At 71.2% G+C, this 23,745-nt stretch carries 19 protein-coding genes, 1 pseudogene and 1 riboswitch; of the genes and pseudogenes, 15 read left to right on the top strand and 5 right to left on the bottom strand.

Annotated features, from left to right (window positions below; translation table 11 throughout):
* Positions 1-14 precede the first annotated feature (14 nt).
* Positions 15-3,565, top strand: a pseudogene (gene mfd, locus HEP85_RS17045) (transcription-repair coupling factor).
* Positions 3,566-3,825: 260 nt separating this feature from the next.
* Here mfd and HEP85_RS17040 read toward each other — a convergent pair.
* Positions 3,826-4,023: an antitoxin gene (locus tag HEP85_RS17040; RefSeq protein WP_168528504.1), complete on the bottom strand. Its 198-nt coding sequence runs from the start codon at positions 4,021-4,023 to the stop codon at positions 3,826-3,828.
* A gap of 357 nt (positions 4,024-4,380) precedes the next feature.
* Here HEP85_RS17040 and HEP85_RS17035 point away from each other — a divergent pair, with 357 nt between their 5' ends.
* Positions 4,381-5,166 carry an HNH endonuclease family protein gene (locus HEP85_RS17035; protein WP_168528502.1) on the top strand — a complete coding sequence of 262 codons (786 nt, stop codon included), beginning with the start codon at positions 4,381-4,383 and terminating at the stop codon, positions 5,164-5,166.
* 84 nt (positions 5,167-5,250) lie between these two features.
* Here HEP85_RS17035 and HEP85_RS17030 read toward each other — a convergent pair whose 3' ends face one another.
* The gene (locus tag HEP85_RS17030; protein ID WP_168528501.1) at positions 5,251-5,694 is read right to left on the bottom strand and encodes a hypothetical protein; all 444 of its coding nucleotides are present in this window, start codon (positions 5,692-5,694) and stop codon (positions 5,251-5,253) included.
* 359 nt (positions 5,695-6,053) lie between these two features.
* Between HEP85_RS17030 and HEP85_RS17025 the strand changes: the two genes are divergently transcribed.
* Positions 6,054-7,007 carry a hypothetical protein gene (locus tag HEP85_RS17025; RefSeq protein WP_168528500.1) on the top strand — a complete coding sequence of 318 codons (954 nt, stop codon included), beginning with the start codon at positions 6,054-6,056 and terminating at the stop codon, positions 7,005-7,007.
* A 4-nt stretch (positions 7,008-7,011) separates the two neighbouring features.
* Positions 7,012-8,715 carry an insulinase family protein gene (locus HEP85_RS17020; RefSeq protein ID WP_365225312.1) on the top strand — a complete coding sequence of 568 codons (1,704 nt, stop codon included), beginning with the start codon at positions 7,012-7,014 and terminating at the stop codon, positions 8,713-8,715.
* A 76-nt stretch (positions 8,716-8,791) separates the two neighbouring features.
* Here HEP85_RS17020 and HEP85_RS17015 read toward each other — a convergent pair whose 3' ends face one another.
* Positions 8,792-9,196, bottom strand: coding sequence for a hypothetical protein (locus HEP85_RS17015; RefSeq protein ID WP_248002488.1), 405 nt, complete (start codon positions 9,194-9,196; stop codon positions 8,792-8,794).
* Positions 9,197-9,285: 89 nt separating this feature from the next.
* Complete coding sequence (locus HEP85_RS17010; RefSeq protein WP_168528499.1) at positions 9,286-10,008, bottom strand: hypothetical protein; 723 nt, start codon at positions 10,006-10,008, stop codon at positions 9,286-9,288.
* A 406-nt stretch (positions 10,009-10,414) separates the two neighbouring features.
* On the opposite strand from HEP85_RS17010, the gene HEP85_RS17005 reads away from it, so the two are divergent.
* The 4 genes from HEP85_RS17005 to HEP85_RS16990 all read left to right on the top strand — a co-directional run bounded on the left by HEP85_RS17005 (position 10,415) and on the right by HEP85_RS16990 (position 14,440).
* Positions 10,415-11,242 (top strand): glycoside hydrolase domain-containing protein, encoded by an 828-nt coding sequence (locus tag HEP85_RS17005; RefSeq protein WP_168528498.1) that lies wholly within the window; start codon positions 10,415-10,417, stop codon positions 11,240-11,242.
* 493 nt (positions 11,243-11,735) lie between these two features.
* Entirely contained in the window at positions 11,736-12,413 is a 678-nt protein-coding gene (locus HEP85_RS17000) for a hypothetical protein (protein WP_248001959.1), read from the top strand.
* A gap of 167 nt (positions 12,414-12,580) precedes the next feature.
* Positions 12,581-13,240, top strand: a complete 660-nt coding sequence (locus tag HEP85_RS16995) for a SurA N-terminal domain-containing protein (protein ID WP_168528497.1) — start codon at positions 12,581-12,583, stop codon at positions 13,238-13,240.
* A gap of 180 nt (positions 13,241-13,420) precedes the next feature.
* A complete protein-coding gene (locus tag HEP85_RS16990; RefSeq protein ID WP_329526589.1) occupies positions 13,421-14,440 on the top strand; it encodes a nucleoside triphosphate pyrophosphohydrolase in 1,020 nt (339 codons plus the stop codon).
* A gap of 26 nt (positions 14,441-14,466) precedes the next feature.
* On the opposite strand, the gene HEP85_RS16985 is transcribed toward HEP85_RS16990, so the two are convergent.
* Positions 14,467-15,678 carry a globin domain-containing protein gene (locus tag HEP85_RS16985; RefSeq protein WP_369657742.1) on the bottom strand — a complete coding sequence of 404 codons (1,212 nt, stop codon included), beginning with the start codon at positions 15,676-15,678 and terminating at the stop codon, positions 14,467-14,469.
* A 156-nt stretch (positions 15,679-15,834) separates the two neighbouring features.
* On the opposite strand from HEP85_RS16985, the gene HEP85_RS16980 reads away from it, so the two are divergent.
* From HEP85_RS16980 to HEP85_RS16950, 7 genes are all read left to right on the top strand, one after another.
* Positions 15,835-17,109, top strand: coding sequence for a cytochrome P450 (locus HEP85_RS16980; protein WP_168528495.1), 1,275 nt, complete (start codon positions 15,835-15,837; stop codon positions 17,107-17,109).
* A 226-nt stretch (positions 17,110-17,335) separates the two neighbouring features.
* Positions 17,336-18,331: a transglycosylase family protein gene (locus HEP85_RS16975; RefSeq protein WP_168528494.1), complete on the top strand. Its 996-nt coding sequence runs from the start codon at positions 17,336-17,338 to the stop codon at positions 18,329-18,331.
* 183 nt (positions 18,332-18,514) lie between these two features.
* Positions 18,515-18,678, top strand: a riboswitch (cyclic di-AMP (ydaO/yuaA leader).
* 4 nt (positions 18,679-18,682) lie between these two features.
* The gene (locus HEP85_RS16970; RefSeq protein ID WP_168528493.1) at positions 18,683-19,372 is read left to right on the top strand and encodes a transglycosylase family protein; all 690 of its coding nucleotides are present in this window, start codon (positions 18,683-18,685) and stop codon (positions 19,370-19,372) included.
* A gap of 330 nt (positions 19,373-19,702) precedes the next feature.
* Complete coding sequence (gene eno, locus HEP85_RS16965; protein ID WP_168528492.1) at positions 19,703-20,989, top strand: phosphopyruvate hydratase; 1,287 nt, start codon at positions 19,703-19,705, stop codon at positions 20,987-20,989.
* Between the two features lie 100 nt (positions 20,990-21,089).
* Positions 21,090-21,566 carry a septum formation initiator family protein gene (locus tag HEP85_RS16960; protein ID WP_168528491.1) on the top strand — a complete coding sequence of 159 codons (477 nt, stop codon included), beginning with the start codon at positions 21,090-21,092 and terminating at the stop codon, positions 21,564-21,566.
* A 48-nt stretch (positions 21,567-21,614) separates the two neighbouring features.
* On the top strand, positions 21,615-22,157 hold the full coding sequence (locus HEP85_RS16955) for a DUF501 domain-containing protein (protein WP_168528490.1): 543 nt from the start codon (positions 21,615-21,617) through the stop codon (positions 22,155-22,157).
* A gap of 238 nt (positions 22,158-22,395) precedes the next feature.
* On the top strand, positions 22,396-23,337 hold the full coding sequence (locus HEP85_RS16950; RefSeq protein ID WP_168528489.1) for a Ppx/GppA phosphatase family protein: 942 nt from the start codon (positions 22,396-22,398) through the stop codon (positions 23,335-23,337).
* Positions 23,338-23,745 lie beyond the last annotated feature (408 nt).

Raw genomic sequence — 23,745 nt, 5'->3', positions numbered from 1 at the left:
GATGGAAGCCCTTCATGAGCCTGCACGGTCTGCTCGACGCCGTCGTCAAGGACGCCGCTCTCGCGGAAGCGGTGAAGGCCGCGACCGGCGAGGTCCGCAGGCATGTCGACCTGGTGGGCCCGCCCGCCGCCCGCCCCTTCGCGGTGGCCGCGCTCGCCCGCGAGGCAGGCCGCACCGTACTGGCGGTCACGGCCACCGGACGGGAGGCCGAGGACCTGGCCGCGGCGCTGAGGTCGCTCCTGCCCGCCGACACGGTCGCGGAGTACCCCTCGTGGGAGACGCTTCCCCACGAGCGGCTCTCCCCCGCTCCGACACCGTCGGCCGCCGCCTCGCCGTCCTGCGGCGCCTCGCCCACCCGCGCCCCGACGACCCCGAGACAGGCCCGGTCTCCGTCGTCGTCGCCCCCATCCGTTCCGTGCTCCAGCCACAGGTCAAGGGCCTCGGCGACCTGGAGCCGGTGGCCCTGCGCACCGGCCAGAGCGCCGACCTCGGCGGCATCGTCGAAGCGCTCGCGGCAGCCGCGTACGCCCGGGTCGAACTGGTCGAGAAGCGTGGCGAGTTCGCGGTCCGCGGTGGCATCCTCGACGTCTTCCCGCCCACCGAGGAACACCCGCTCCGGGTGGAGTTCTGGGGCGACGACGTCGAGGAGATCCGCTACTTCAAGGTCGCCGACCAGCGCTCCCTGGAGGTCGCCGGGCACGGGCTGTGGGCACCCCCCTGCCGCGAGCTGCTGCTCACCGACGACGTACGGCAGCGGGCCGCCCGGCTGGCCGAGGCCCACCCCGAGCTGGGCGAGCTGCTCGGCAAGATCGCCGAGGGCATCGCCGTGGAGGGCATGGAGTCACTGGCTCCGGTCCTGGTCGACGACATGGAGCTGCTGCTCGACGTGCTGCCCAAGGGCTCCATGGCCGTCGTGTGCGACCCGGAGCGGGTACGGACCAGGGCCGCGGACCTGGTGGCGACCTCGCAGGAGTTCCTGCAGGCGTCCTGGGCGGCGACCGCCGGCGGTGGCGAGGCCCCCATCGACGTGGACGCGGCCTCCCTGTGGTCCATCGCGGACGTCCGGGACCGGGCGCGCGAGCTGGACATGATGTGGTGGTCGGTGTCGCCGTTCGCGGCCGACGAGTCGTTCACCGAGGGCTCCGGCGCGGGCGACGCGGACACCCTCAAACTCGGCATGCACGCCCCCGAGACCTACCGCGGCGACACCGCCCGCGCGCTCGCCGACACCAAGGGCTGGCTCGCCGAGGGCTGGCGCACGGTGTACGTCACCGAGGCGCACGGCCCCGCCGCCCGTACCGTCGAGGTGCTCGGCGGCGAGGGCATCGCGGCCCGCCTCGAAACCGACCTGGCGGGCATCGCGCCGTCCGTCGTGCACGTCTCCTGCGGCTCGATCGACTACGGCTTCGTGGACCCCACGCTCAAGCTCGCCGTCCTCACCGAGACCGATCTCTCCGGCCAGAAGGCGGCCGGCAAGGACGGCGCGCGCATGCCCGCCCGTCGCCGCAAGACCATCGACCCGCTGACCCTCGAAGCCGGCGACTACATCGTGCACGAGCAGCACGGTGTCGGCCGCTACATCGAGATGGTCCAGCGGACCGTGCAGGGCGCGACCCGTGAGTACCTGGTCGTGGAGTACGCGCCGGCCAAGCGCGGCCAGCCCGGCGACCGCCTCTACATCCCGACCGACCAGCTGGAGCAGATCACCAAGTACGTCGGCGGCGAGGCACCGACCATGCACCGCCTCGGCGGCGCCGACTGGACGAAGACCAAGGCCCGCGCCAAGAAGGCGGTCAAGGAGATCGCCGCGGACCTGATCAAGCTGTACAGCGCGCGCATGGCGGCCCCGGGACACGCCTTCGGCGCCGACACGCCCTGGCAGCGCGAGCTGGAGGACGCCTTCCCGTACGCGGAGACCCCCGACCAGCTCACGACCATCGCCGAGGTCAAGGAGGACATGGAGAAGACGGTCCCGATGGACCGCCTGGTCTGCGGCGACGTGGGATACGGCAAGACGGAGATCGCCGTCCGCGCGGCGTTCAAGGCGGTGCAGGACGGCAAACAGGTCGCGGTGCTCGTACCGACGACGCTTCTCGTGCAGCAGCACTTCGGCACGTTCGGCGAGCGCTACTCCCAGTTCCCCGTGAACGTCCGGGCGCTGTCGCGCTTCCAGACGGACACGGAGGCGAAGGCGGTCCTGGAGGGGCTGCGCGAGGGCTCGGTGGACGTCGTCATCGGCACCCACCGCCTGTTCTCCGCGGAGACGAGGTTCAAGGACCTGGGCCTGGTCATCGTCGACGAGGAGCAGCGCTTCGGCGTCGAGCACAAGGAGCAGCTGAAGAAGCTGCGCGCCAACGTCGACGTCCTGACGATGTCCGCGACCCCGATCCCGCGCACCCTGGAGATGGCGGTCACGGGCATCCGCGAGATGTCCACGATCACCACCCCGCCGGAGGAGCGGCACCCGGTGCTGACCTTCGTCGGCCCCTACGAGGAGAAGCAGATCGGCGCCGCCATCCGGCGCGAACTGCTCCGCGAGGGCCAGGTCTTCTACATCCACAACCGTGTCGAGTCCATCGACCGCGCGGCCGCCCGGCTGCGGGAGATCGTGCCCGAGGCGCGCATCGCGACGGCGCACGGTCAGATGTCGGAGCAGTCGCTGGAGCAGGTCGTCGTCGACTTCTGGGAGAACAGGTTCGATGTGCTCGTCTCGACGACGATCGTCGAGTCCGGCATCGACATCTCCAACGCCAACACGCTGATCGTGGAGCGCGGCGACAACTTCGGCCTCTCGCAGCTGCACCAGCTGCGCGGCCGGGTCGGGCGCGGCCGGGAGCGCGGCTACGCGTACTTCCTCTACCCGCCGGAGAAGCCCCTCACCGAGACGGCGCACGAGCGGCTCGCGACCATCGCCCAGCACACCGAGATGGGCGCGGGCATGTACGTGGCGATGAAGGACCTGGAGATCCGCGGCGCCGGAAACCTGCTCGGCGGCGAGCAGTCCGGCCACATCGCGGGCGTGGGCTTCGACCTGTACGTACGCATGGTCGGCGAGGCGGTCGCCGACTACCGCGCCCAGCTGGAGGGCGGTGTGGAGGAGGAGCCGCCGCTGGAGGTCAAGATCGAGCTGCCGGTCGACGCGCACGTGCCGCACGACTACGCGCCGGGCGAGCGGCTGCGTCTGCAGGCCTACCGTGCCATCGCCTCCGCCAACTCGGAGGAGGACGTGAAGTCCGTACGGGAGGAACTCGTCGACCGTTACGGCAAGTTGCCCGAGCCGGTGGAGAACCTGCTGCTGGTCGCCGGGCTGCGGATGCTCGCGCGGGCGTGCGGGGTCGGCGAGGTCGTGCTCCAGGGCAGCAACATCCGTTTCGCGCCGGCGGAGTTGCGGGAGTCGCAGGAGCTGCGCCTGAAGCGGCTGTACCCGGGCACGGTCATCAAGCCGGCCGCCCACCAGCTGCTGGTCCCGCGCCCGAAGACCGCGAAGGTGGGCGGGAAGCCGCTGGTCGGGCGGGAGTTGCTGGGGTGGACCGGCGAATTCCTGGCGACGATCCTGGGGTCGTAGAGGCGGGTCCCGGGTGGTGGAAAGAGGTGTCGGTGCCGCGTGGGGGGGCCGGTGGCGGCTTACCCCTGTCGTGGGGCCGGTGCCCCGGGGTCACGCTTAAAGCACGGGGCGGGGCGGGGCGACGCGGGGCAAAGAAGAAGCCGTCCGCGGGAGTTGCCCGTCGCGGACGGCCTCGGTGTCACGGTCGATCGATGGACGACGCGGCGCGTACGGGCGAGTCGCGCTTCCGCGCGTCCGAGGGGTAACGGCCCGGCGAGGGCCTAGCGCTGGTCGGGTCGGTCAGGACGGCCGGGGCGGTCACCCTCCAGACCCGTCGTGCCCTCGATCCGCTGCTGGGCGTCGTCCACCTGGCCGGTGTACTTGTTGCCCGTCTTCTCGTTGACGTCCCGTTCCGCGGTGTCGGACATGTCCTTGCCCTTGGACTTCGCGTGGTCCTTGAATCTGTCGAAGATGCCCATCCAGGAACTCCCTCCGGAGGTGGGTCACCTCCGACGATACGCCCGGCGTGCGCCTATTGCCCGTTGAAGGTTGGTATGACCATGGCATACCGGCCGCTACCGTGGGCACCAGGGGAGATGCGCCCGCACGGGGCGGATCCGGGGAGGCAAGGGGAGGGGCGTCGTGGTGCGTCTGAGGGGTGGAGCGGCCATGGCCGCGCCCGCGTGTGTTCACCGTGGGTGCCGGGGCCGGCGGCTGCGAGCAGGGCACGGGTGGCGCCGCGCAACCGAAGGGGACCGAGGCCGGGGACGCCGCGCACGGCGCGGAGTTCTCCGGGCTCACCCGGGGGGCGGTGCGTCATGCCTGCTGAGAGGCACATGAGGTACAGCGGCGGAGGACGGCGCGTCCTCCTGGCGTCCGCCGCGGTGGTGGCCGCCGGGATCGTGGTCGCCGGCTGCAAGGACATCGCTCCACCGCCCGCGGACGGCGGACCCTCCGGCTCCGCCGTCCCGACCGCCGGCAACAGCCGGGCCGTGAACCCGCTGGACAATCCGGACGGCACGAAGCCGGGGATGGCGGTGATCACTGCCACCGCGGACAAGGCGAAGGCACGGTCGCTGATCGGGAAAGTGGCGACGAAGGGGCGCGGGCCGAAGACGGGATACAAGAGGGACGAGTTCGGCTACGCCTGGATGGACTCGGCTCCAGGCGGCATCCCCTTCGCCCACAACGGCTGCGACTCGCGAAACGATCTCCTGAAACGCGATGGTGAGAAGGCCCGCTTCCGGGCCGGCTCCGACTGCATCGTCACCTCCATGACGCTGCACGACCCGTACACCGGGAAGACGATCGAGTGGGCCAAGTCCCGTGCGACGACGGTCCAGATCGACCACGTCATGCCGTTGTCCTACGACTGGCAGATGGGCGCCTCGCACTGGACGAAGGGCAAGCGGGAGGACATCGCCAATGACCCGCTCAACCTGATCCCGGTGGACGGACCGACCAACGGCGCGAAGAGCGACTCGGGGCCCGCGACCTGGCTGCCCCCGAACAAGCAGATCCGCTGCTCCTACGTGGTGCGCTTCGCCCAGGTGTCACTGAAGTACGACCTTCCGGTGACGGCCGCGGACAAGCGGATGATGCTGCAGCAGTGCGGCGGCTGAGCAGGACGGATGCGGCCGTCGGCACCAGCCGCCGACGCTCGATCGGTTCGACGGCCGCCCCTCGTCGGAACGGGAGCCCGGGTGTCAGCGCGTGACGGGGAGAAGTGACACGAACTGGTGGCCGTCCGCGCGGTGCTGGACGGGGAAGGTCACCTTGAGGGCCTGTTCCTGTTCCACGACGGACAGTTGGGTTATCAGGGTGAGGCCGAAGAGGCCCTTCTTCGTCGCGCCGACGGAGACATAGGGGCGGGGGAGGTTCATCAGGAGTTTGCCGGGCTTTCCGCCGTTGTTCCCGTCGAAGAACAACAGACGCTGATCGGTCAGGGCGATGTACAGCGGGCGCGGTCTGACCGTGGCGATCACCGTTCCGGCGCTGAGTACGCCGACCACCGCCGCGGTGAGCGCCTGCCTGCGCACGGACACCGTGCCGACCGCCGCCAGCGTGGCGAGTTCGACCTGTTCCCCCTGGAGCAGCAAGGGGCCGGTGGCCTCCAGCAGTTGACGCCGGCGGCGGGAGTTGAGGGACACGGGGGGCTCCTTGGCATTCGGAAGAGAAAGGCAACGGGAAAGGCTGCGCAAAGAGAGCGCAATGGCAGAGCAAAAGAACGCACGGCTGTGCCGACGGGCGAGTGAGCGAGTGCGTGGGGGCGCGCTGTCGAACGGGGATGCATTCGAGCGCGGCACGGCAGATTTGCCAGGCGGAGTATATAGCCGCTCTGGGAAATGCGCAGCCCTCGGATACCCCCTCAGATACCCCCGGAACCGGTGGGACAAGGGCAGTTACGCGTCGCGAACCCTTACCCGCCGAAGTCCCGTACGTGCCGCGGAATTACCGCTCCGGGTATCCACTTGCCCTGTTGTCGCAGGGCTCGCTTAAGATCCGCGCCATGTCACCCGATGCACCGCCCCTTCCACCCCCCGACTTCGAGCTGGCCTCGGCCTTTCCCGAGGCGGGCTGGTTGCGGCAGGCCGTCGCCGCGCGGGACTGGGCCGGGATCAGGCAGTACGTGGACGGGCTCCCGCGGGGAACCAACCGGTCGTTCCTCGTCGGCGTGGTCGCCGACATCCCCGGGGTGGAGCACCCGCTGCGCGAAATGGTCGCCGCCGCCCCCGGCGACGTACTGGCCCTGACGCTGCTCGGGACGCGTGAAGTGAGGCTGGGCTGGGAGGTCCGGACCAGCGCGCGGGCCAAGGACGTCAGCCGCGAGCAGTTCGCGGGGCTCCACGCGCACCTGCGGCAGGCCGAGCAACTGCTCATCCGGGCCACCGCCCTGGACCCGACCCACGACGCGGCCTGGGCCTCGCGGCTGACCACGGCCAGGGGGCTCCAGCTCGGGCAGAACGAGGCGCGGCGCCGCTACGACCGGCTGGCCGCCCATCATCCGCACCACTACAGCGGACAGGCCGGGCTGCTCCAGCAGTTGTGCCCCAAGTGGAGCGGAAGCTGGGAGGCGGCGCACGGCTTCGCCCGCGAATGCCTGCTGAACGCGCCCGAAGGGACGCTCAGCGGCGGTCTGGTGGCGGAGGTGCATCTGGAGCGCTGGCTCGACCTGCCCGCCGGGCAGGAGCGGACGGCGTATCTGCGCCGGCCCCACGTCCACTCCGAACTCGTGGAGGCCGCCGAACGGTCGGTGCTGCACCCGCACTACCGGCCGGTGTACGGCTGGGTCACCGTGCACGGCAACTTCGCGGCACTCTTCTCGCTGATCGGGGACCACGCCCGCGCCGCCGCGCACTTCCGCGCGCTGGGCAACCTGGCCTCCGAGTACCCCTGGAGCTACCTCGGCAAGCCCGCGGAAGCGTACGTCCGACACCGTTCTGCCGCGCTCGCGAAAGGCTGAGCAGATGAGCCAGGCCATCCATCCCACCGAGGTCGACGGCATACCGACCCTCTTCGCGTACGCCACCGGGCCGATGCGTGCCGGGCTGGTCTTCCGGGTCGGCGTCGCCGACGAGACGCTCGCCCGGTCCGGTGTCACCCACCTCCTGGAGCACCTCGCCCTGCACCGCCAGGGCCTGGCCGACTACCACTTCAACGGCGCGACCAAGGGCGCGTTCACCCACTTCCACGCGGAGGGCGCCGAGCACGAGATCGTCGCCTACCTGGAGGGTGTGTGCGCCTCCCTGACGGACCTGCCCATGGAGCGGCTGGAGACCGAGAAGGAGATCCTGCGCACCGAGGAGGCGCGCCGGGAGCCCGGTCAACTGCCGTTGTGGCGCTACGGAGCGCAGGGGTACGGGCTGGTCAGCTACCCGGAGTGGGGCGTACGGGATCTGCGGCCGGAAGACCTGCGGCACTGGGCGCAGACCTGGTTCACCCGGGACAACGCCGTGCTGTGGATCGCGGGGGAACGTCTGCCGGCCGGGCTCTCGCTCAAGCTGCCCGCCGGTCACCGCCGCCCGATGCCCGCCGTCACGTCGGCCCTGCCCACCGCCCCCGCCTACTTCTCCGACGGCAAGGGCGGTGTCCTGCTGGACAGCGTGGTCGGCGACAGCACCGCCGCCCGGCTGTACGCGGGCGTACTGGAAAGGGAGTTGTCCCGGGCCCTGCGGCAGGAGGGCGGCTACTCCTACACGGCCGCCACCGACTACACGCCACGACGGGACGGCTTCGCGGTCGTCACCGCCTTCGCGGACGCGCTGCCCGCGAAGCAGGACGCGGTGCTCGGCGGCTTCGTGGACGTCCTCGCGGCACTCCAGGCGGGCCGGATCGCGCAGGGCGACCTGGACGCCGTACGGGCCCGCGCGGACGCGACGCTGACCGCGCACGACGCGGCGCTACGGCGGCTGCCCGGCGCGGCGGAGGACCTCCTCGCCCACCGGGCGCCGCGCGGGTTCGACGAGCTGCGGTCCGAGTTGTGGGCGATCACCCCGCAGCACCTGTACGGGGTCGCGCTGGAGGCCGCCGGGACCGCCCTGTTGCAGGCGCCCGCGGGCCACAGCGCCGACTGGGCCGGGTACGCGCAGGCGCCGACCGGCTCGTCGTACGCCGTCACGGGGACCACGTTCGCCCCTCAGCGGAGAGGCGGTCCTTCGCTGATCGTCGGGAGCGAGGGCGTCAGCGTGACGGCGGGGGAGCAGACGGCCACCGTGCTCTACCGCGCGTGCGCGGCGGTACTGAACTGGCCCGACGGCGGGCGCAGACTCATCGGCCACGACGGTCTGTGCGTGGACGTGGAGCCGGGCCTCAACGGCATCGACGCGCACACGATGGCGACCATCGACGCCGCCGTGCACCCCAGCGCGGTGGTCCGGCTGCCGCCCCGGCAGCGGCAGCCGCGGCCGGAGGCGGGCGGGGGCGAGGGGACCGGTTCGTCGGCGAAGGCGGCGCCGGCACGGCGTACCGGCGGCCAGACCGCGCTGCTCGTCGTCTTCGGTCTCCTCGCGGGACTGTGGTCCCTGCCGGCGCTCGCCTACACCGTCTTCGGCTTCTCGGACCCGGAGACCGGCATCGGCGAATGGGCGGCGGTCGCCGTCTTCCTCTGGGGCGTCGGCGCACTGCTGGCCTGGCCCGCCGTACGGGTCCTGCGGGGCACCCGGCGCGGCTGAGACAAGGGGCCGATGGGCGGGCCGACGGCCGACCGGGCGGGCAGCGGGGCTCGACCGCCGCTGCCCGCCCGGTCGTCTAGCGCAGGTACGGGTTGCCCTGCACCGGGCCGCCCTGGCCCTGCGCCGGGCCCTGTACGGGTCCTCGCATCTGATCCGGCACCGGACCCCGGCCGGCCCCCCGGTACTTCGGCTGCCGTCTGTCGAACACCGCGAACAGCAGCATGCCCACGGCCATGCCGATGCTGACCAGCGCGACCACGCCGAGGATGGGATCCCCCGAGTCGCTCTGGTCGGTGGTCGCCCACGGCAGCGTCACCAGCTCGTACAGCAGGAACGCGGCGAACGCGCCCCAGTCCGAGCCCCGGCCGCGGCGGATCGCCACGTACAGGAACGGCACCCAGACCAGCAGACCCACCGACCCCACGGCCAGCACCGACCACGCGATCCGCTGGAGCCAGCCGGCCTCCAGGCGTTTGTCCATGCTCACCGTCAAGCCCCCCGAGACTCCCCGGAGCCGCCCCAAGACACTCCGGGGACACCCTCCGAGCCGTCATGTTCCCATTCGGGGGGTCATGCGCGCTGGTGTTCGGCCCGCAGAGACGTGACGATCCGCGCGGCGAGCTTCCCGGCCGTGGCCGCCCCGTTGTCGTGCCCGTCGGTGGACAGGACGCTGACGACGTCGGTTCCGGAGCGCACGGCGAGCAGGGTCGTGCCGTTCTGCCAGGCGCTGTCGGTCAGGGTGAGGGTGTACGCGGTGTCGCCCAGACCTGGGGTGGCCGCACCGGTGACCTTCACCTGGCTGTGGGTCTGCGTGTCGGTGAAGGTCGTGCAGGCGGTGGCGGTCTTCTCCAGGCCCTTCAGCACCTCGGCCGCGGTCGCGCCGCGGAAGGTGTCGATCTCCTGGGCGATGTCCTCGGACGTGTCCTTGCTGACGTAGTCGTTCTGCGCGAAGGACACCCCGGAGACGCCGGTGACGGCTATCCAGCTGGTGCCGCCGAGCAGGGAGCAGTCCGGCTTCGCCGCGGCGGACGCGGACGGCGCGGTGTACGTCGCCCCGGAGTCCCGTGCGCCGTCGGGGTCGACCGCGAAACCGGAGGCGAAGAAGGACGCGGGCGCCAGCGCCTTCTTGAGCCGGGCGCCCGTCAGCAGACCGGCGTCGGGGTCCTTGGCCGCCTTCGTCGGGGCGGCGGAGGGGTGGTCGGAGGTTCCGGAGGAACAGGCCGCCAGGGCCAGCGGGAGCACCGCGACGGCGAGCAGCGTTCTGGCGGGACGGTACGGGGACGGGTGATGCATAGGGATCTCTGAGTCCTCTGTGAAGTGGGGCGATGCAGCCGAGCGGACTGTAGGGGCGGGCCGGCCACGGGCAAGTCATGCATAGGTCAGGTACAGGTCATGCACAGGTATGCGTGTGCCAAAGATCCGCGGTGGGAGGGGGCGGCGGGCCCGGAGCGTCGTCGACTCGGCGCACTTTGCTGTGACTTGAGGGAATCTTGTGGCGATCGAGATCAGGGGTTTCCCAGTTGAGGGGGTGGCGTCGGTTAGGGTGCGATCCGCCCCGCGCGCCGGGGGCCGGACACCGTTCGCCGGTGTGCCGGGGATGGGCGCCGTCTCAGGGGCTTTCTTCGCTGTTCTCAACTGTTCGCAGATCGCGCGCGTTCACGCGTGGCGCGATCCGCGCGTGTCACGAATTGGGGTGGGGATGTCCAGCCATCGGATGTCCAAGAAGGGCCGTTACATCGCCTGGGCGACGGCGGGTGCCGCCGTGGTCGCGGGAGCCGGGATCGCGGCGCAGACGTCGATGGCGGCGACCACCTGGCCCGCCCAGAAGACCTTCACAGGCCGCGCGTTCGACACCTGCGCCGCGCCCTCCCTGACCGCGATGAAGGCCTGGCACACCGGCTTCTACGGAGCGGCCGCCGTGTACATCGGCGGCAAGAACCGCGGCTGCGGCCAGCCCAACCTCACCGCGTCCTGGGTGAAGTCGGTCAGCACGCTGGGCTGGAAGCTCATCCCGCTGTACGTCGGCGCGCAGCCCTCCTGCCAGACGGGCTCCAACCCGGAGAAGCTCACCTCCACCAACGCCGCCTCGCTCGGCGCCACCGACGGCGCGGACGCGGTGGCCAAGGCGTCCGCGCTGGGGATGAAGGCGGGCAGCCCGATCTACCTGGACATGGAGTCGTACGACATCACGAACAAGTCGTGCAACACCGCCACGCTGACGTACATACGGGCCTTCGACAAGACGCTCAACGCCAAGACGTACCGCGCGGGCTTCTACGGCTTCCGCAGCTCCAGCGCGAAGGCCATCGCCGACGCCACCGACCGTACGAACCTGCCGGGCAACCTCTGGTACGCCCTGTGGGACAAGCAGAACACCACGACGGCCGACTGGCCGTTCGCCGCCGACCGGTGGACCAACCACAGCCGCGCCCACCAGTACATGGTCAACAGCAAGGAAACGATCGGCGGTTACACCATCACGGTGGACCGGGACGCGTGGGACGCGCCGGTGGCCATCACCGGCTGAGGTCGCCGATGAGGACGAAGGAGCGGGGCATGAGGATCGCGCCGGTACGGGTACCACGGCCGATGGCCGTGCGGGCCGGGGCCGCGGCGGCTCCCGTCGTGAGTCCGGGACCGCCCTGCCCCGTTCCTTCCCTCGTGATCGCGCCGCGCCGGGGCAGCCGCGCGGACCGAGGCGTCTTCGGCGCCTTCGGTCCGGTCCTCGCGGCAGGGCTCGTGGAGCTCGCGCCGACGCACGGGGGCACGCACGGGGGCGCGTTCGCGGCCGACGTGCCGCTGACCCGGCTGCCCCCTTTGCCTCCGTTGTCCCCGTTGCCTCCGTTGTCACCGTTGCCCCCGTTGTTTACGGGCGCCGCCTCGGTACATGCCCGGAAGGTCTGGCCGCGCCGGCCGCGCCGGCCGCGCCGGCCGGTCCGTCCGTAGACACGCCACGACAGGCGACGGACGGCAGCGGGCGGCAGGCAGCGGCAGGCACGACAGAGAGCACGAGACAACCAGTGGTCAAGCGGGTCAGGCAGGTACCGCAGGCGCGGCGCGCGAAGGCGGTGCGCGGCGCGACACCCTGGTCATGGCTCACCAGGGCCGCCCGGTCCGCGCGGCTGTGGCTGCAGGAGCTGGGCGGGCGCACCATCGCCCTGCTCGCGGGCGCCATGGTCGTGGTGGCCGCCGTCGCCGTCACCGGGTACTTCCTCTCCCGTACCGAGACCGCGCGGCGGCTCCCCGACACCACGCCCCGGTCCTCCAAGGACGTCGACGCCTGTCTGCTCACCGGCAAGGGCGGGATCACGGCCGGGACCGCGGCGGCCCAGGTCTGGGAGGGCATGCAGGACGCGTCCCTCGAAACCCACGTGCGCGTCAGCCAAGTACCGGTGACCGGAGAGCAGTCCGCGGCCAACGCGCGGTCCTACCTCAGCGGCCTGCTCCAGCGTTCCTGCGACCTGGTGCTCGCGGCCGGCGGCCCCCAGACCGAGGCCGCCGAGCGAGCCGCACCCCTGCACCGCACGGTGGACTTCGTCCTCGTCGGCGACAGCGGGAGCGGCTCGGAGGACACCGGGAGCGCCCAGGACGCCGACAGCGGCAAGGGCTCCGGCAACATCACCTTCGCGCGCCCCGGCGACGGACTGCGCGCCGAGGTCGCGGACGCCGTCGAGCGACAGGTCGCTGCGCGCGGTTGACGGCGCGACGGGCCCGGGGCGGGTGGCGGGTACCGCACGCGTGCGCGGTGGTACCCGAACTCTCCGCGAATCGTTGGTCGAATGGCTGGCCGAGAGCCGGGTCACTGCCTAACATCGATCATCGCAAGACTTTGTGCACCGTCGCACAATCTCCTCGGGAGGTTTCCTTGCACCGCCGCCGTCGCACCGCGTTCGTCCTCTCCGCAGCGATCGTCGCCGCGGCCCCCCTGCTCACCGCGTGCGGCAGCGAGGCGCATCCAGGCGCCGCGGCCGTCGTCGGCGGCCAGCGGATCACCGTCGCCCAACTGGAGGGCCGGGTGAACGAGGTGCGGTCGGCCCAGCGGGCCGTCACCAAGGACGAGGCCCAGTACGAGCAGGCCATCGCCAAGAGCGGCAGCCTCACCCGCGACACCCTGCACAGCATGGTCCTCGACCACGTCCTCGACCGGGCGGCGAAGGACGCGCACGTCAGCGTCACCCGCAAGGACGTCCAGCAGCTGCGGGGGTCCCTGGAACAGCAGGCGGGCGGCGCGCACGGACTGGAGACGGTCTGGCTGCAGCAGTACGGCGTGGCGCCCTCGCGCCTCGACGAGAACCTCCGTACGGAGATCGAGGCCCAGAAGGTCGCGGCCTCGCTCGGGGCCGACATGAACACCGCCGAGGGCAAGGCCACGTTCTGGAAGGCCATGTCCCAGGCCTCCAAGGAACTGCGCATCGACCTGAACCCGCGCTACGGAGCCTGGGACGTCGAGAAGAGCGGCCGCGTCGACGCGAAGACGCCGTGGCTGCGGGAGGTCACGCCGGCGGAAACCCCGCAGTCGGCGTAAGGGCGGGAACCGGCAGTCGCTGCAAGACGGCCGAGAACGGCCGTCGGCGGCACCGGGGTCACGACGCGCGAGGGGCGGGCGCGGAGCGACAAGACGCGCGGAGAAGACGGTTCGGCACCCGGTCCCGCAGATCCTGTGGACAACTCCGGGGGTGTCGGCGGAGTGGGTTACGTTCGAGGGGTGAACGCAACCAGCTCCGACGCGGCCGCCCAGGCCGGCCCCGCCGCCTCCGGCCGTATCGTCCTGCTCACCACCAGCCACCGCGTCGCACCCGGACTGCTGTCCTGGCCCGCCTGGCAGGCGCTGCGCGGCGCCGACCAGGTGCTGTGCGCGGACGGCGCGCATCCCCAGCTGCCCTATCTGCGGGAGGCCGGCATCGCCGTGGACGAGACCTCGCCCGGCGCGCAGGAGCTGGTGGACGCCTGTGCCGGCGGCCGCACGGTGGTGGTCGTGGCCACCGGCGAGGGCGAGCCGCGCCTCACCGACGGACTGGCCCGGCTGGCCGGCTCCGGCCGCGTCCACATGCCGGAGCTGGAGCTGCTCCCCGCCTCGTACGACCTGCCGGGCGCCCGTCTCCTCGACCTCGTCCAGGTCATGGACCGCATCCGTGTCGAGTGCCCCTGGTCGTCCCGCCAGACCCACGAGGGCCTGGCGAAGTACGGGATCGAGGAGGCGTACGAACTGGTCGAGGCGATCGAGGAGGGGGACCGGGACGAGCTCAGGGAGGAGCTCGGCGACGTCCTGCTCCAGGTGGTCTTCCACTCCAGGATCGCCGAGGAGGGCCGCCCGCAGGACGGTGCCGAGCCCTTCTCGATCGACGACGTGGCGGCCGGCATTGTCACCAAGCTGATCCACCGCCACCCGCACGTCTTCGGTGACGAGACGGCCACGACCCCCGAAGAGGTCAAGGAGCACTGGCTGCGCACGAAGGCCGAGGAGAAGCGCCGGACGTCCGTCACGGAGGGGATACCACTGGGCCAGCCCGGCCTGGCACTCGCGGCCAAGCTCGCCTCACGGGCGCGCACGGCCGGACTCGAGGTCGAACTGCCGCGCGGCGAGGGCGTCGGGTACGAACTGCTGGCCGTGGCCGCGCGGGCCGAGGCCGAGGGCGTGGACCCGGAGGCGGCACTGCGCGCGGCGGCGCGGGCGTACCGGGACGCGATCCGCGCGCGGGAGGGTTCACCGGCGCTCGACGGCTGAGGCCGCGGCGGCGCGCGGCCCTGGGATCACGCGTCCGGTGCGCGAGCCGACGGGCTGTGCCAGTTCGGCCGGGGCCGGTCGAGCAGCCACTCCGCCGCGCCCAACGGCCGGCCGCGCGCCTCCGCGGTGGGCGGCAGGAGGTCGCGGAAGAGCCGGTCGGGCGGGGTGCCGAGCGCCGGAAGGGCCTCGCCGACCTCCTCGACGAGCTGGGGCGGACCGGTCAGATAGACGTCGTGCCGGGCCCAGCCGGCACGGTTGCCCAGCGCGGTCAGCAGCCGCTCGGTCGCCTGGGTCCTGGGGCGGCCGGGCGCCGGGGTGATGAAGGTGACGCCCAGCCGGGGCAGCCGGGCCTGCAGATGTTCCACGGCGGACCGGTCGTAGAGGTACGAGGTGTCACGGGCGACGACGAACAGCCGGGCCTCGTGCGTGGCGTCGAGCTGCTGCAGCAGTGCCTTGACCGGCGCCCACCCGGTGCCGGCCGCGATGAAGGTCAGCGGGCGTTCCACCGGAGTCCGCAGGACCAGCCCGCCGCCGGGCGAGCCGAGCCGCAGGACGTCGCCCTCCCGGGTCTGCCGCACGAGGGCGGTGGAGAGCACCCCGCTCTCCACCCGGCTGACGTGCAGATCGAGGGTGAGGTCCGCCCGGGGCGCGTTGCCGATGGAGTACGGCCGCCAGATGCCCGGCAGATGCGGGACGTTGACGCTGACGTACTGGCCGGGAAAGTACCGGAGCCGCTGGTGCGGCCGCAGGGTCAGGACGACGAGGTCGTCGCCGTGCCGCGCCCGGGACACGACCTCGGCGTCCCACCAGGGCGGTTCATCCGCGTGCTGCGACTCCCAGGCGCCCTGCAGCATGACGTTCGTGATCGCCCCGTAGGCCTCGCCCCAGGCCTTCTCCGCCTCCGCGTTCCACGCCGACCCCGCGACGAGGGCGAACGCCGCGACGAGACTCGCCCCCACGGCCGCGTAGTGCTCCGGCTCGGCCAGGTACTTCCGGTGATCACGCCCCAGTTCCCGTAAGTACCCAGGCAGCGCCGGGTCCTCCAGCCGCTCCAGTACATACGTGAGAGCCGCGAACAACCGGTCCCGCTGCCGCTCCATGTCCTCCGGGTGGTCCAGCGGGAAGAGCCCGCGCAGGTCCGGGTTGTGCCGGAAGAGATGCGAGTAGAAGTACTTGACCGCGAACTCGGCCCGTCTCTCGACGACCGCGAAGCTGGATCTGAGTATTTCGGGGTCCACGGCGTGAATGTAGAGAGTCGTCGAGCCGCGGAGTCAAACGGCAGGTGATTTACGGACAGTCCGGGGTGAAGTCCGCGCGGCGGCCGCGCCGAGGCCGGGGCCGGGCCCGCGCGCCCTGCGGACACCGGTGATCCGCCCGCCGGATACCGTCGGGGAGTGACCGACCAGCCCCCGCCGCTCAGCCCCGCCCCCGAACTCTTCACCTGGGAGTTCGCCACCGATCCCTACCCGGCGTACGCCTGGCTGCGGGAGCACGCGCCCGTGCACCGGACGCGACTGCCCAGCGGGGTGGAGGCCTGGCTGGTCACCCGGTACGCGGACGCGAAGCAGGCGCTCGCGGACGGACGGCTCAGCAAGAACCCGGCCCACCACGACGAACCCGCGCACGCGAAGGGCAAGACGGGCATCCCGGGCGAGCGCAAGGCCGAGCTGATGACCCATCTGCTCAACATCGACCCGCCCGACCACACCCGGCTGCGACGGCTCGTCAGCAAGGCGTTCACCCCGCGGCGGGTCGCCGAGTTCGCGCCGCGTGTGCGGGAGCTCACCGACCACCTCATCGACCAGTTCCAGGAGAGGGGCTCCGCCGACCTGATCCACGAGTTCGCGTTCCCGCTCCCCATCTACGCCATCTGCGACCTGCTCGGCGTGCCCCGCGAGGACCAGGACGACTTCCGGGACTGGGCGGGGATGATGATCCGGCACGGCGGCGGGCCGAGGGGCGGGGTCGGGCGGTCCGTCAAGAAGATGCGCGGGTATCTGGGCGAGCTCATCCACAAGAAGCGTGAGGCCCTTCCCGACGTGGCCGCGCCCGGCGAGGACCTCATCTCGGGTCTCATCCGCGCCTCCGACCACGGCGAGCACCTCACCGAGAACGAGGCCGCCGCCATGGCCTTCATCCTGCTCTTTGCCGGGTTCGAGACGACGGTGAACCTGATCGGCAACGGCATGTACGCGCTCCTCACCCACCCCGGGCAGCGGGAGCGGCTGCAGACCTCCCTCGCCGCCGGGGAGAGGGCGCTGCTGGAGACGGGCGTCGAGGAACTCCTGCGCTACGACGGCCCGGTGGAACTGGCCACGTGGCGGTTCGCGACCGAGTCGGTCCACATCGGCGGACAGGACATCGCGCCCGGCGACCCCGTGCTCGTCGTCCTCGCGGCCGCGGACCGTGACCCCGCCCGGTTCGCACAGCCCGACACGCTCGATCTCTCCCGCCGTGACAACCAGCACCTCGGCTACGGCCATGGCATCCACTACTGCCTCGGCGCGCCACTCGCCCGGCTGGAGGGACAGACCGCGCTGGCCACCCTCCTCACCCGGCTGCCGGACCTCCAACTAGCGGGCGATTCGGCTGATTTGCGATGGCGTGGCGGACTCATTATGCGCGGATTGCGGACGCTTCCGGTGGAGTTCACCCCCGGTCGGCAGTGATGCGGCAGTCGTACGGTGTCGGCGGTGCGGCCGTCGCGGGGTGCCGGAGCGGTGGCCGCAGAGTATGAAGGTCCGGCCGCGAAAAGGTGATGGTCCCTCAACTCTGTGATCTTCACGTGATCTGCGCTGCATCTACTTGTGACAAGTGATCGGGTGCGGCTACGTTCACCCAACAACGCGGCTCATCAGCCGCGTAGTCACCTGCTGTCACGTGAAAGGCTCTCGCATGCTCTCCGGGAACGGCCGCCATCGTCGCCCCCGTCAGGCTCCGGCCCTCATCGTCGCGGCAGGGGTGACCGGATCGGCGATCGCCATCCCGCTGCTCGGTGCCGCCAGCGCGAACGCGGCCGACGGCACCACATGGGACCGGGTCGCCGAATGCGAGAGCGGCGGTCAGTGGAGCGCCGACGACGGCAACGGGTACTACGGCGGACTGCAGTTGACCCAGGAGAACTGGCACAGGTACGGCGGCCGCATGTACGCGCCGAGCGCCGACGAGGCCAGCCGGTCCCAGCAGATAGCCGTCGCCGAGAAGGTCCTGGCCGACCAGGGCCTCGCCGCCTGGCCGACCTGCGGCCCGCTCTCCGGGCTCAGTGAGAACTCCGGCGAGGTCTCGGTCGACACGGGCGTGGCCGGAGATTCGTCCAGTTCATCTGGTTCATCCGATTCATCCACTTCGTCCGGCGGGTCCGGCTCCCTGTCGGACTCACTGGGGATCGGCGTCTCCCCGTCCGACTCCCGGTCCGATTCGTCCTCGGGCGAGACCGGGAACAGAGCGAAGTCGGACACCTCCTCGGACGAGGAGTCCGGCAGCGCCCGGGAGACGGACAGCGAGGGCGCGCGGACGGCGAAGGGTGGCGAATCGGGCAACTCGGGCCAGGACGGCGACGCTTCGGCGGCGCCCGAGGGTGCGACCACCGGCGCCGGGCGCCACCGCGGCGGCACCGCCGCCGAGAACTCCACCGACGACGCGGTGGACGGCCGCGGCGACGACTCCTCCGGCCGGCACGCCTCGCGCGACTCCGGCGCCTCCCGCGTCGTCGTCGACGGCTCGTACGTCGTCCGCACCGGAGACAGCCTCTCGGCGATCGCCGACGCCCTTGACCTCGAAGGCGGATGGGCCGGGCTCTACGCCGGGAACGAGAAGACGGTCGGCGTCGACCCGGACCTCATTCTCCCCGGTCAGAGCCTTGCAGTTGATGCCGAATCGGGCGAAAAGTAGCGGGAGTTCACGTCACGGTTCGCTGTGTAATGTCCGGTTTGGCGCAAGTGAGAGATGGATCTCAAAGGCCCTGATCGTCTTTGAAATTCGGTCGATCGACTGCTTACGGTCATCACCGCTCGCCACAGCGGGCCCCGACGGTCGCAACGCCGAATCCTGCCAGCGGCCGTACGGGAACAGTCGACGCGTCAAGCGCCGTAGGCAGGAGCGGGGGACCCAAGGTAAGCGCCGCGCCCGGTAGTTGACCGGGAGCGGCTTGGGGTGAAGACGTGCGCCGACGGCGCACGGCCGGGCACTCACCCGCCCGAACCCGACAGCTCACCTCGCAGGCGTCGGTGAGGGGATCACTCGATGCTGTTTTCCAGCAAGGGCAAGCACCGCCGTCCGTCCAAGGCCACTCGTGTCGCCACGCTCGCCGGTGTCACCGGCGTCGCCATCGCCGCTCCGCTGATGGCGACCGGCAGCGCCTCCGCCGCCACCGCCTCCGAGTGGGACTCCGTCGCCCAGTGCGAGTCCGGCGGCAACTGGTCGATCAACACCGGCAACGGCTACTACGGCGGCCTGCAGTTCTCGGCCTCCACCTGGGCCGCGTACGGCGGCACCGCCTACGCCTCCACCGCCGACAAGGCCTCCAAGTCCCAGCAGATCACCATCGGCGAGAAGGTCCTCGCCGCGCAGGGCAAGGGTGCCTGGCCGACCTGCGGCACGGGCCTGTCCGGCGCCGCCTACACCGGTGGTACGGCCACCCCCGCGAAGCCGTCCACCTCCAGCGGCACGCAGAGCACCGCCACCCGGTCCACGGACACCGCCGCCTCCCGTTCGTCCGAGCGCCCGGCGGCCAAGAAGACCGTCTCCACCCCGACCGGCAAGAAGGTCAAGAAGGGCGACGGCGAGTACAAGGTCGTCAAGGGTGACAGCCTCAGCTCGATCGCCGAGAAGAAGAAGGTCAAGGGCGGCTGGCAGCACCTGTTCAAGCTGAACAAGGACATCATCGACGACGCGGACTTCATCTACCCGGGTCAGCAGCTCCACCTCAGCTGAGACGACGGTCCTCTCGGATGACGGGCCGTTCGGCCGACGGTCCTCTCGGATGACGGGCCTCTCGTAGGAAGGGTCTCCACGCGGAGGCCCGATGAGGGTCCACCCCCGTCCCCACGGGCTCCCCGCTCCGGTGCGTCTTCCCCCGTACGCACCGGAGCGGGGCTTTTTGTTTCGAAGGGGAACAATATGTACCCTCAGTTCTGCTCAAGGCGTGGGCGAACGGCTGGCCGATCGTCCCGAGCCGGTTAGGCTCATCCCGCGGAGCCGAACGCGGCACCGTGCAGTGCGGGCCCCGCGGGCCCGCGTACCCGCGTCACATCCCAGAAGGAGATGCTCGTGCCGTCCATCGACGTCGTCGTAGCCCGGGAAATCCTGGACTCCCGAGGCAACCCCACGGTCGAGGTCGAGGTCGGCCTCGACGACGGCAGCACGGGTCGTGCCGCCGTCCCGTCCGGCGCCTCCACGGGTGCCTTCGAGGCCATCGAGCTCCGTGACGGTGACCCCAACCGCTACCACGGCAAGGGTGTCGAGAAGGCCGTCCTCGCCGTCATCGAGCAGATCGGCCCGGAGCTCGTCGGCTACGACGCCACCGAGCAGCGCCTGATCGACCAGGCCATGTTCGACCTGGACGCCACCGACAACAAGGGCTCGCTGGGCGCCAACGCCATCCTCGGCGTCTCGCTGGCCGTCGCGCACGCCGCCTCCGAGGCGTCCGACCTCCCGCTCTTCCGCTACCTGGGCGGCCCGAACGCGCACCTGCTGCCCGTTCCGATGATGAACATCCTGAACGGCGGCTCGCACGCCGACTCGAACGTGGACATCCAGGAGTTCATGATCGCCCCCATCGGCGCGGAGTCCTTCTCCGAGGCGCTGCGCTGGGGCGCCGAGGTCTACCACACCCTCAAGTCCGTCCTGAAGTCCAAGGGCCTGTCCACCGGCCTCGGCGACGAGGGCGGCTTCGCCCCGAACCTGGAGTCGAACCGCGCCGCGCTCGACCTCATCCTCGAGGCCATCAAGCAGGCCGGTTACGTCCCCGGTGAGCAGATCGCGCTCGCCCTCGACGTCGCCGCGTCCGAGTTCTACAAGGACGGCAAGTACGAGTTCGAGGGCAAGTCCCGCTCGGCCGCCGAGATGACGGAGTACTACGAGGAGCTCGTGGCGGCGTACCCGCTCGTCTCCATCGAGGACCCGCTGTACGAGGACGACTGGGCCGGCTGGAACGTCATCACCCAGAAGCTGGGCGACAAGGTCCAGATCGTCGGCGACGACCTCTTCGTCACCAACCCCGAGCGCCTCGCCCGCGGCATCGAGGAGGGCTCCGCGAACGCCCTGCTCGTCAAGGTGAACCAGATCGGCTCGCTGACCGAGACCCTGGACGCCGTCGAGATGGCCCAGCGCAACGGCTTCAAGTGCATGATGTCCCACCGCTCCGGCGAGACCGAGGACGTCACCATCGCCGACCTGGCCGTCGCGGTGAACTGCGGCCAGATCAAGACCGGCGCCCCGGCCCGCTCGGACCGTGTCGCCAAGTACAACCAGCTGCTGCGCATCGAGGAGATCCTCGACGACGCCGCGGTGTACGCGGGCCGCTCGGCCTTCCCGCGCTTCAAGGGCTGACCCCGGCAGGGTTAAGGCTTAGCCAGTCGCACGTACGTCCCCGTACCCGGTCCCGTACCGTGTGCGGGGACGTCCGCACGTGTGAAGGGGAGGCGGGGACATGGCCGTGAAGGACCGGGACCGGTTCTCCACCGCGACCCGGCTGCGGCTGCTCGGCGAGCAGACGGCGGCCCGGGTCTACCGCTCCCAGACCAAGCGTCAGGCCCGGCGCTCGCGGTTGACGGGCCGGGCCGCGCTGCTGGCGCTCGTCGTCTGCTCCCTGATCGTGGCCCTCGCGTACCCCATAAGGCAGTACGTGTCCCAGCGCGCCGAGATCGCCGATCTGCAGCGGCAGCAGGAGCGGGCCCGCGCCCGGGTCGAACAGCTCCGCGACCTGAAGGCGCGCTGGCAGGACGACGCGTACGCGGAGCAGCGGATCCGCGAACGGCTGCACTATGTGATGCCGGGTGAAACCGGATACGTCGTGATCGACCCGGACGCTGTGAAGCAGTCGCGGACGAACCGGGGGGCGGACGCCCGCCCCTGGTACGCCAACGTCTGGGACGGCGTCGACAAGTCCGACCGCTCCGACCGGTGAGCTGACACGGACCGGTGAAACGACAGAGAAAGTGACTTGAGCACAGGCATGGAAACGCCCCCGCCGCCCACCCCGCGGACCGAGCCGACCGACGCGGACGTCGAGGCCTTCAAGCAGCAGCTCGGCCGCCCGCCGCGCGGGCTGCGCGCGATCGCGCACCGCTGCCCCTGCGGTGCGCCGGACGTGGTGGAGACGGCGCCCCGGCTTCCCGACGGGACGCCGTTCCCGACGACGTACTACCTGACGTGTCCGCGCGCGGCCTCCGCGATCGGCACGCTTGAGGCCAACGGTGTCATGAAGGAGATGACGGACCGTCTCGCCACCGACCCCGAGCTGGCCGCCGCGTACCGGGCCGCCCACGAGGACTACATCGCGCGCCGCGACGCCATCGAGGTGCTCGCCGGGTTCCCGAGCGCGGGGGGCATGCCGGACCGGGTGAAGTGCCTGCACGTCCTGGTGGCGCACTCCCTGGCGGCGGGCCCCGGGGTGAACCCGCTGGGGGACGAGGCGATCGCGATGCTGCCGGAGTGGTGGCGCAAGGGGCCGTGTGTGGACCTTTCCGTGGCCGAGGGGGCCGGCACGGAGGGGTGAGGTTCGGTTCGGCCTGAAGGGCCTTGTCCTCAAACGCCGACGGGCTGGGTATGTCAGCCCGTCCGGCGTTTGAGGACGAGCCCTTCGGGCGATGCGGGGGTCCAGGGGCGGCAGCCCCTTGGCGGGGTCTGGGGCGGAGCCCCAGGTGCGGGATGGGTCGGGTAGGGGCGGCGGGGGCGAAATAGGCTTGGGACGGCTGCACGCCGGAATCGGAAACCACCACAGGAGACCACAGCTCATGACCAGGGTCGCCGCCATCGACTGCGGTACGAACTCCATCCGTCTCCTCGTCGCCGACGCGAACCCGGCGACAGGCGAACTCGTCGACCTGGACCGCCGTATGACGATCGTCCGGCTCGGCCAGGGAGTCGACCGCACCGGCCGCCTCGCCCCCGAAGCCCTGGACCGCACCTTCGCGGCCTGCCGCGAGTACGCGGCGGTCATCAAGGAGCACGGCGCGGAGCACCTCCGCTTCGTCGCGACCTCCGCCTCCCGCGACGCGGAGAACAGGGACGAGTTCGTACGCGGTGTCCTCGACATCCTGGGCGTCGAGCCCGAGGTGATCACCGGCGACCAGGAGGCCGAGTTCTCCTTCACCGGAGCGACCAGGGAACTCACGGGCCGGGACGACCTCGCCAAGCCGTACCTGGTCGTGGACATCGGCGGCGGCTCCACCGAGTTCGTCGTCGGCGACGACCACGTACAGGCCGCCCGCTCCGTGGACATCGGCTGTGTACGGATGACGGAGCGCCACCTGGTGCACGCCGGGGTGGTGAGCGATCCCCCGGAGCCCGCGGAGACCGACGCGATCCGCGCCGACATCGAAGCCGCGCTGGACCTCGCGGCCCGGACGGTCCCGCTGGGCGAGGCCCGCACCCTGGTCGGCCTCGCCGGTTCGGTCACCACGGTCGCGGCCATCGCGCTGGGCCTCCCCGCGTACGACTCGGCCGCCATCCACCACTCCCGCATCCCCCGGGAGAAGGTCCGTGAGATCACCGAGCGGCTCCTGCACTCCACCCACGCCGAACGGGCCGCGATCCCCTCCATGCACCCCGGGCGCGTCGACGTCATCGCCGCCGGCGCCCTCGTCCTGCTGGCCGTCATGGAGCGGGTCGGCGCGGAGGAGGTCGTCGTCAGCGAGCACGACATCCTCGACGGCATCGCGTGGTCCGTCGCCTGAGCCCCGGCCAGGGGCCCCGGAGCGCTTGCTACCCGCTGGTAGCCTCCACTGAGCAGGTCGGATAACGTATGAGCGCGTACAGGGGGCCATCCGGGCCCTCTCTGCGACACGCCGCCGGAAAACTTCGTGAAGTTCTTCACAAGGAATTCGGCCCTGATGGGCGAGGACTGAGCCACTCGGGTGCCGCGGGGGTGCTCGCCGGTCTCGGGGCGATGCTCACCGGAGCGTTCCGGGAGTGTTTCCGGGGGGTGAAGTCGAAGAGTGGTTCGATGTACTCGAACGCCCGGAGTGGCAGCTCACGGGCTCTTGACAACGGTCCGGCCCGAACACTGGTTCCCTTGCGCCGACATGACCTGGGTCACGTGAGCCGCGCAGTGTAGCAGAGGGGCCACCTAAGCTTGTGAAGGG

The organism is Streptomyces sp. RPA4-2 (assembly GCF_012273515.2).
Taxonomy (GTDB): domain Bacteria; phylum Actinomycetota; class Actinomycetes; order Streptomycetales; family Streptomycetaceae; genus Streptomyces; species Streptomyces kaempferi.
This window is presented reverse-complemented; position numbering and strand designations above follow the sequence as displayed.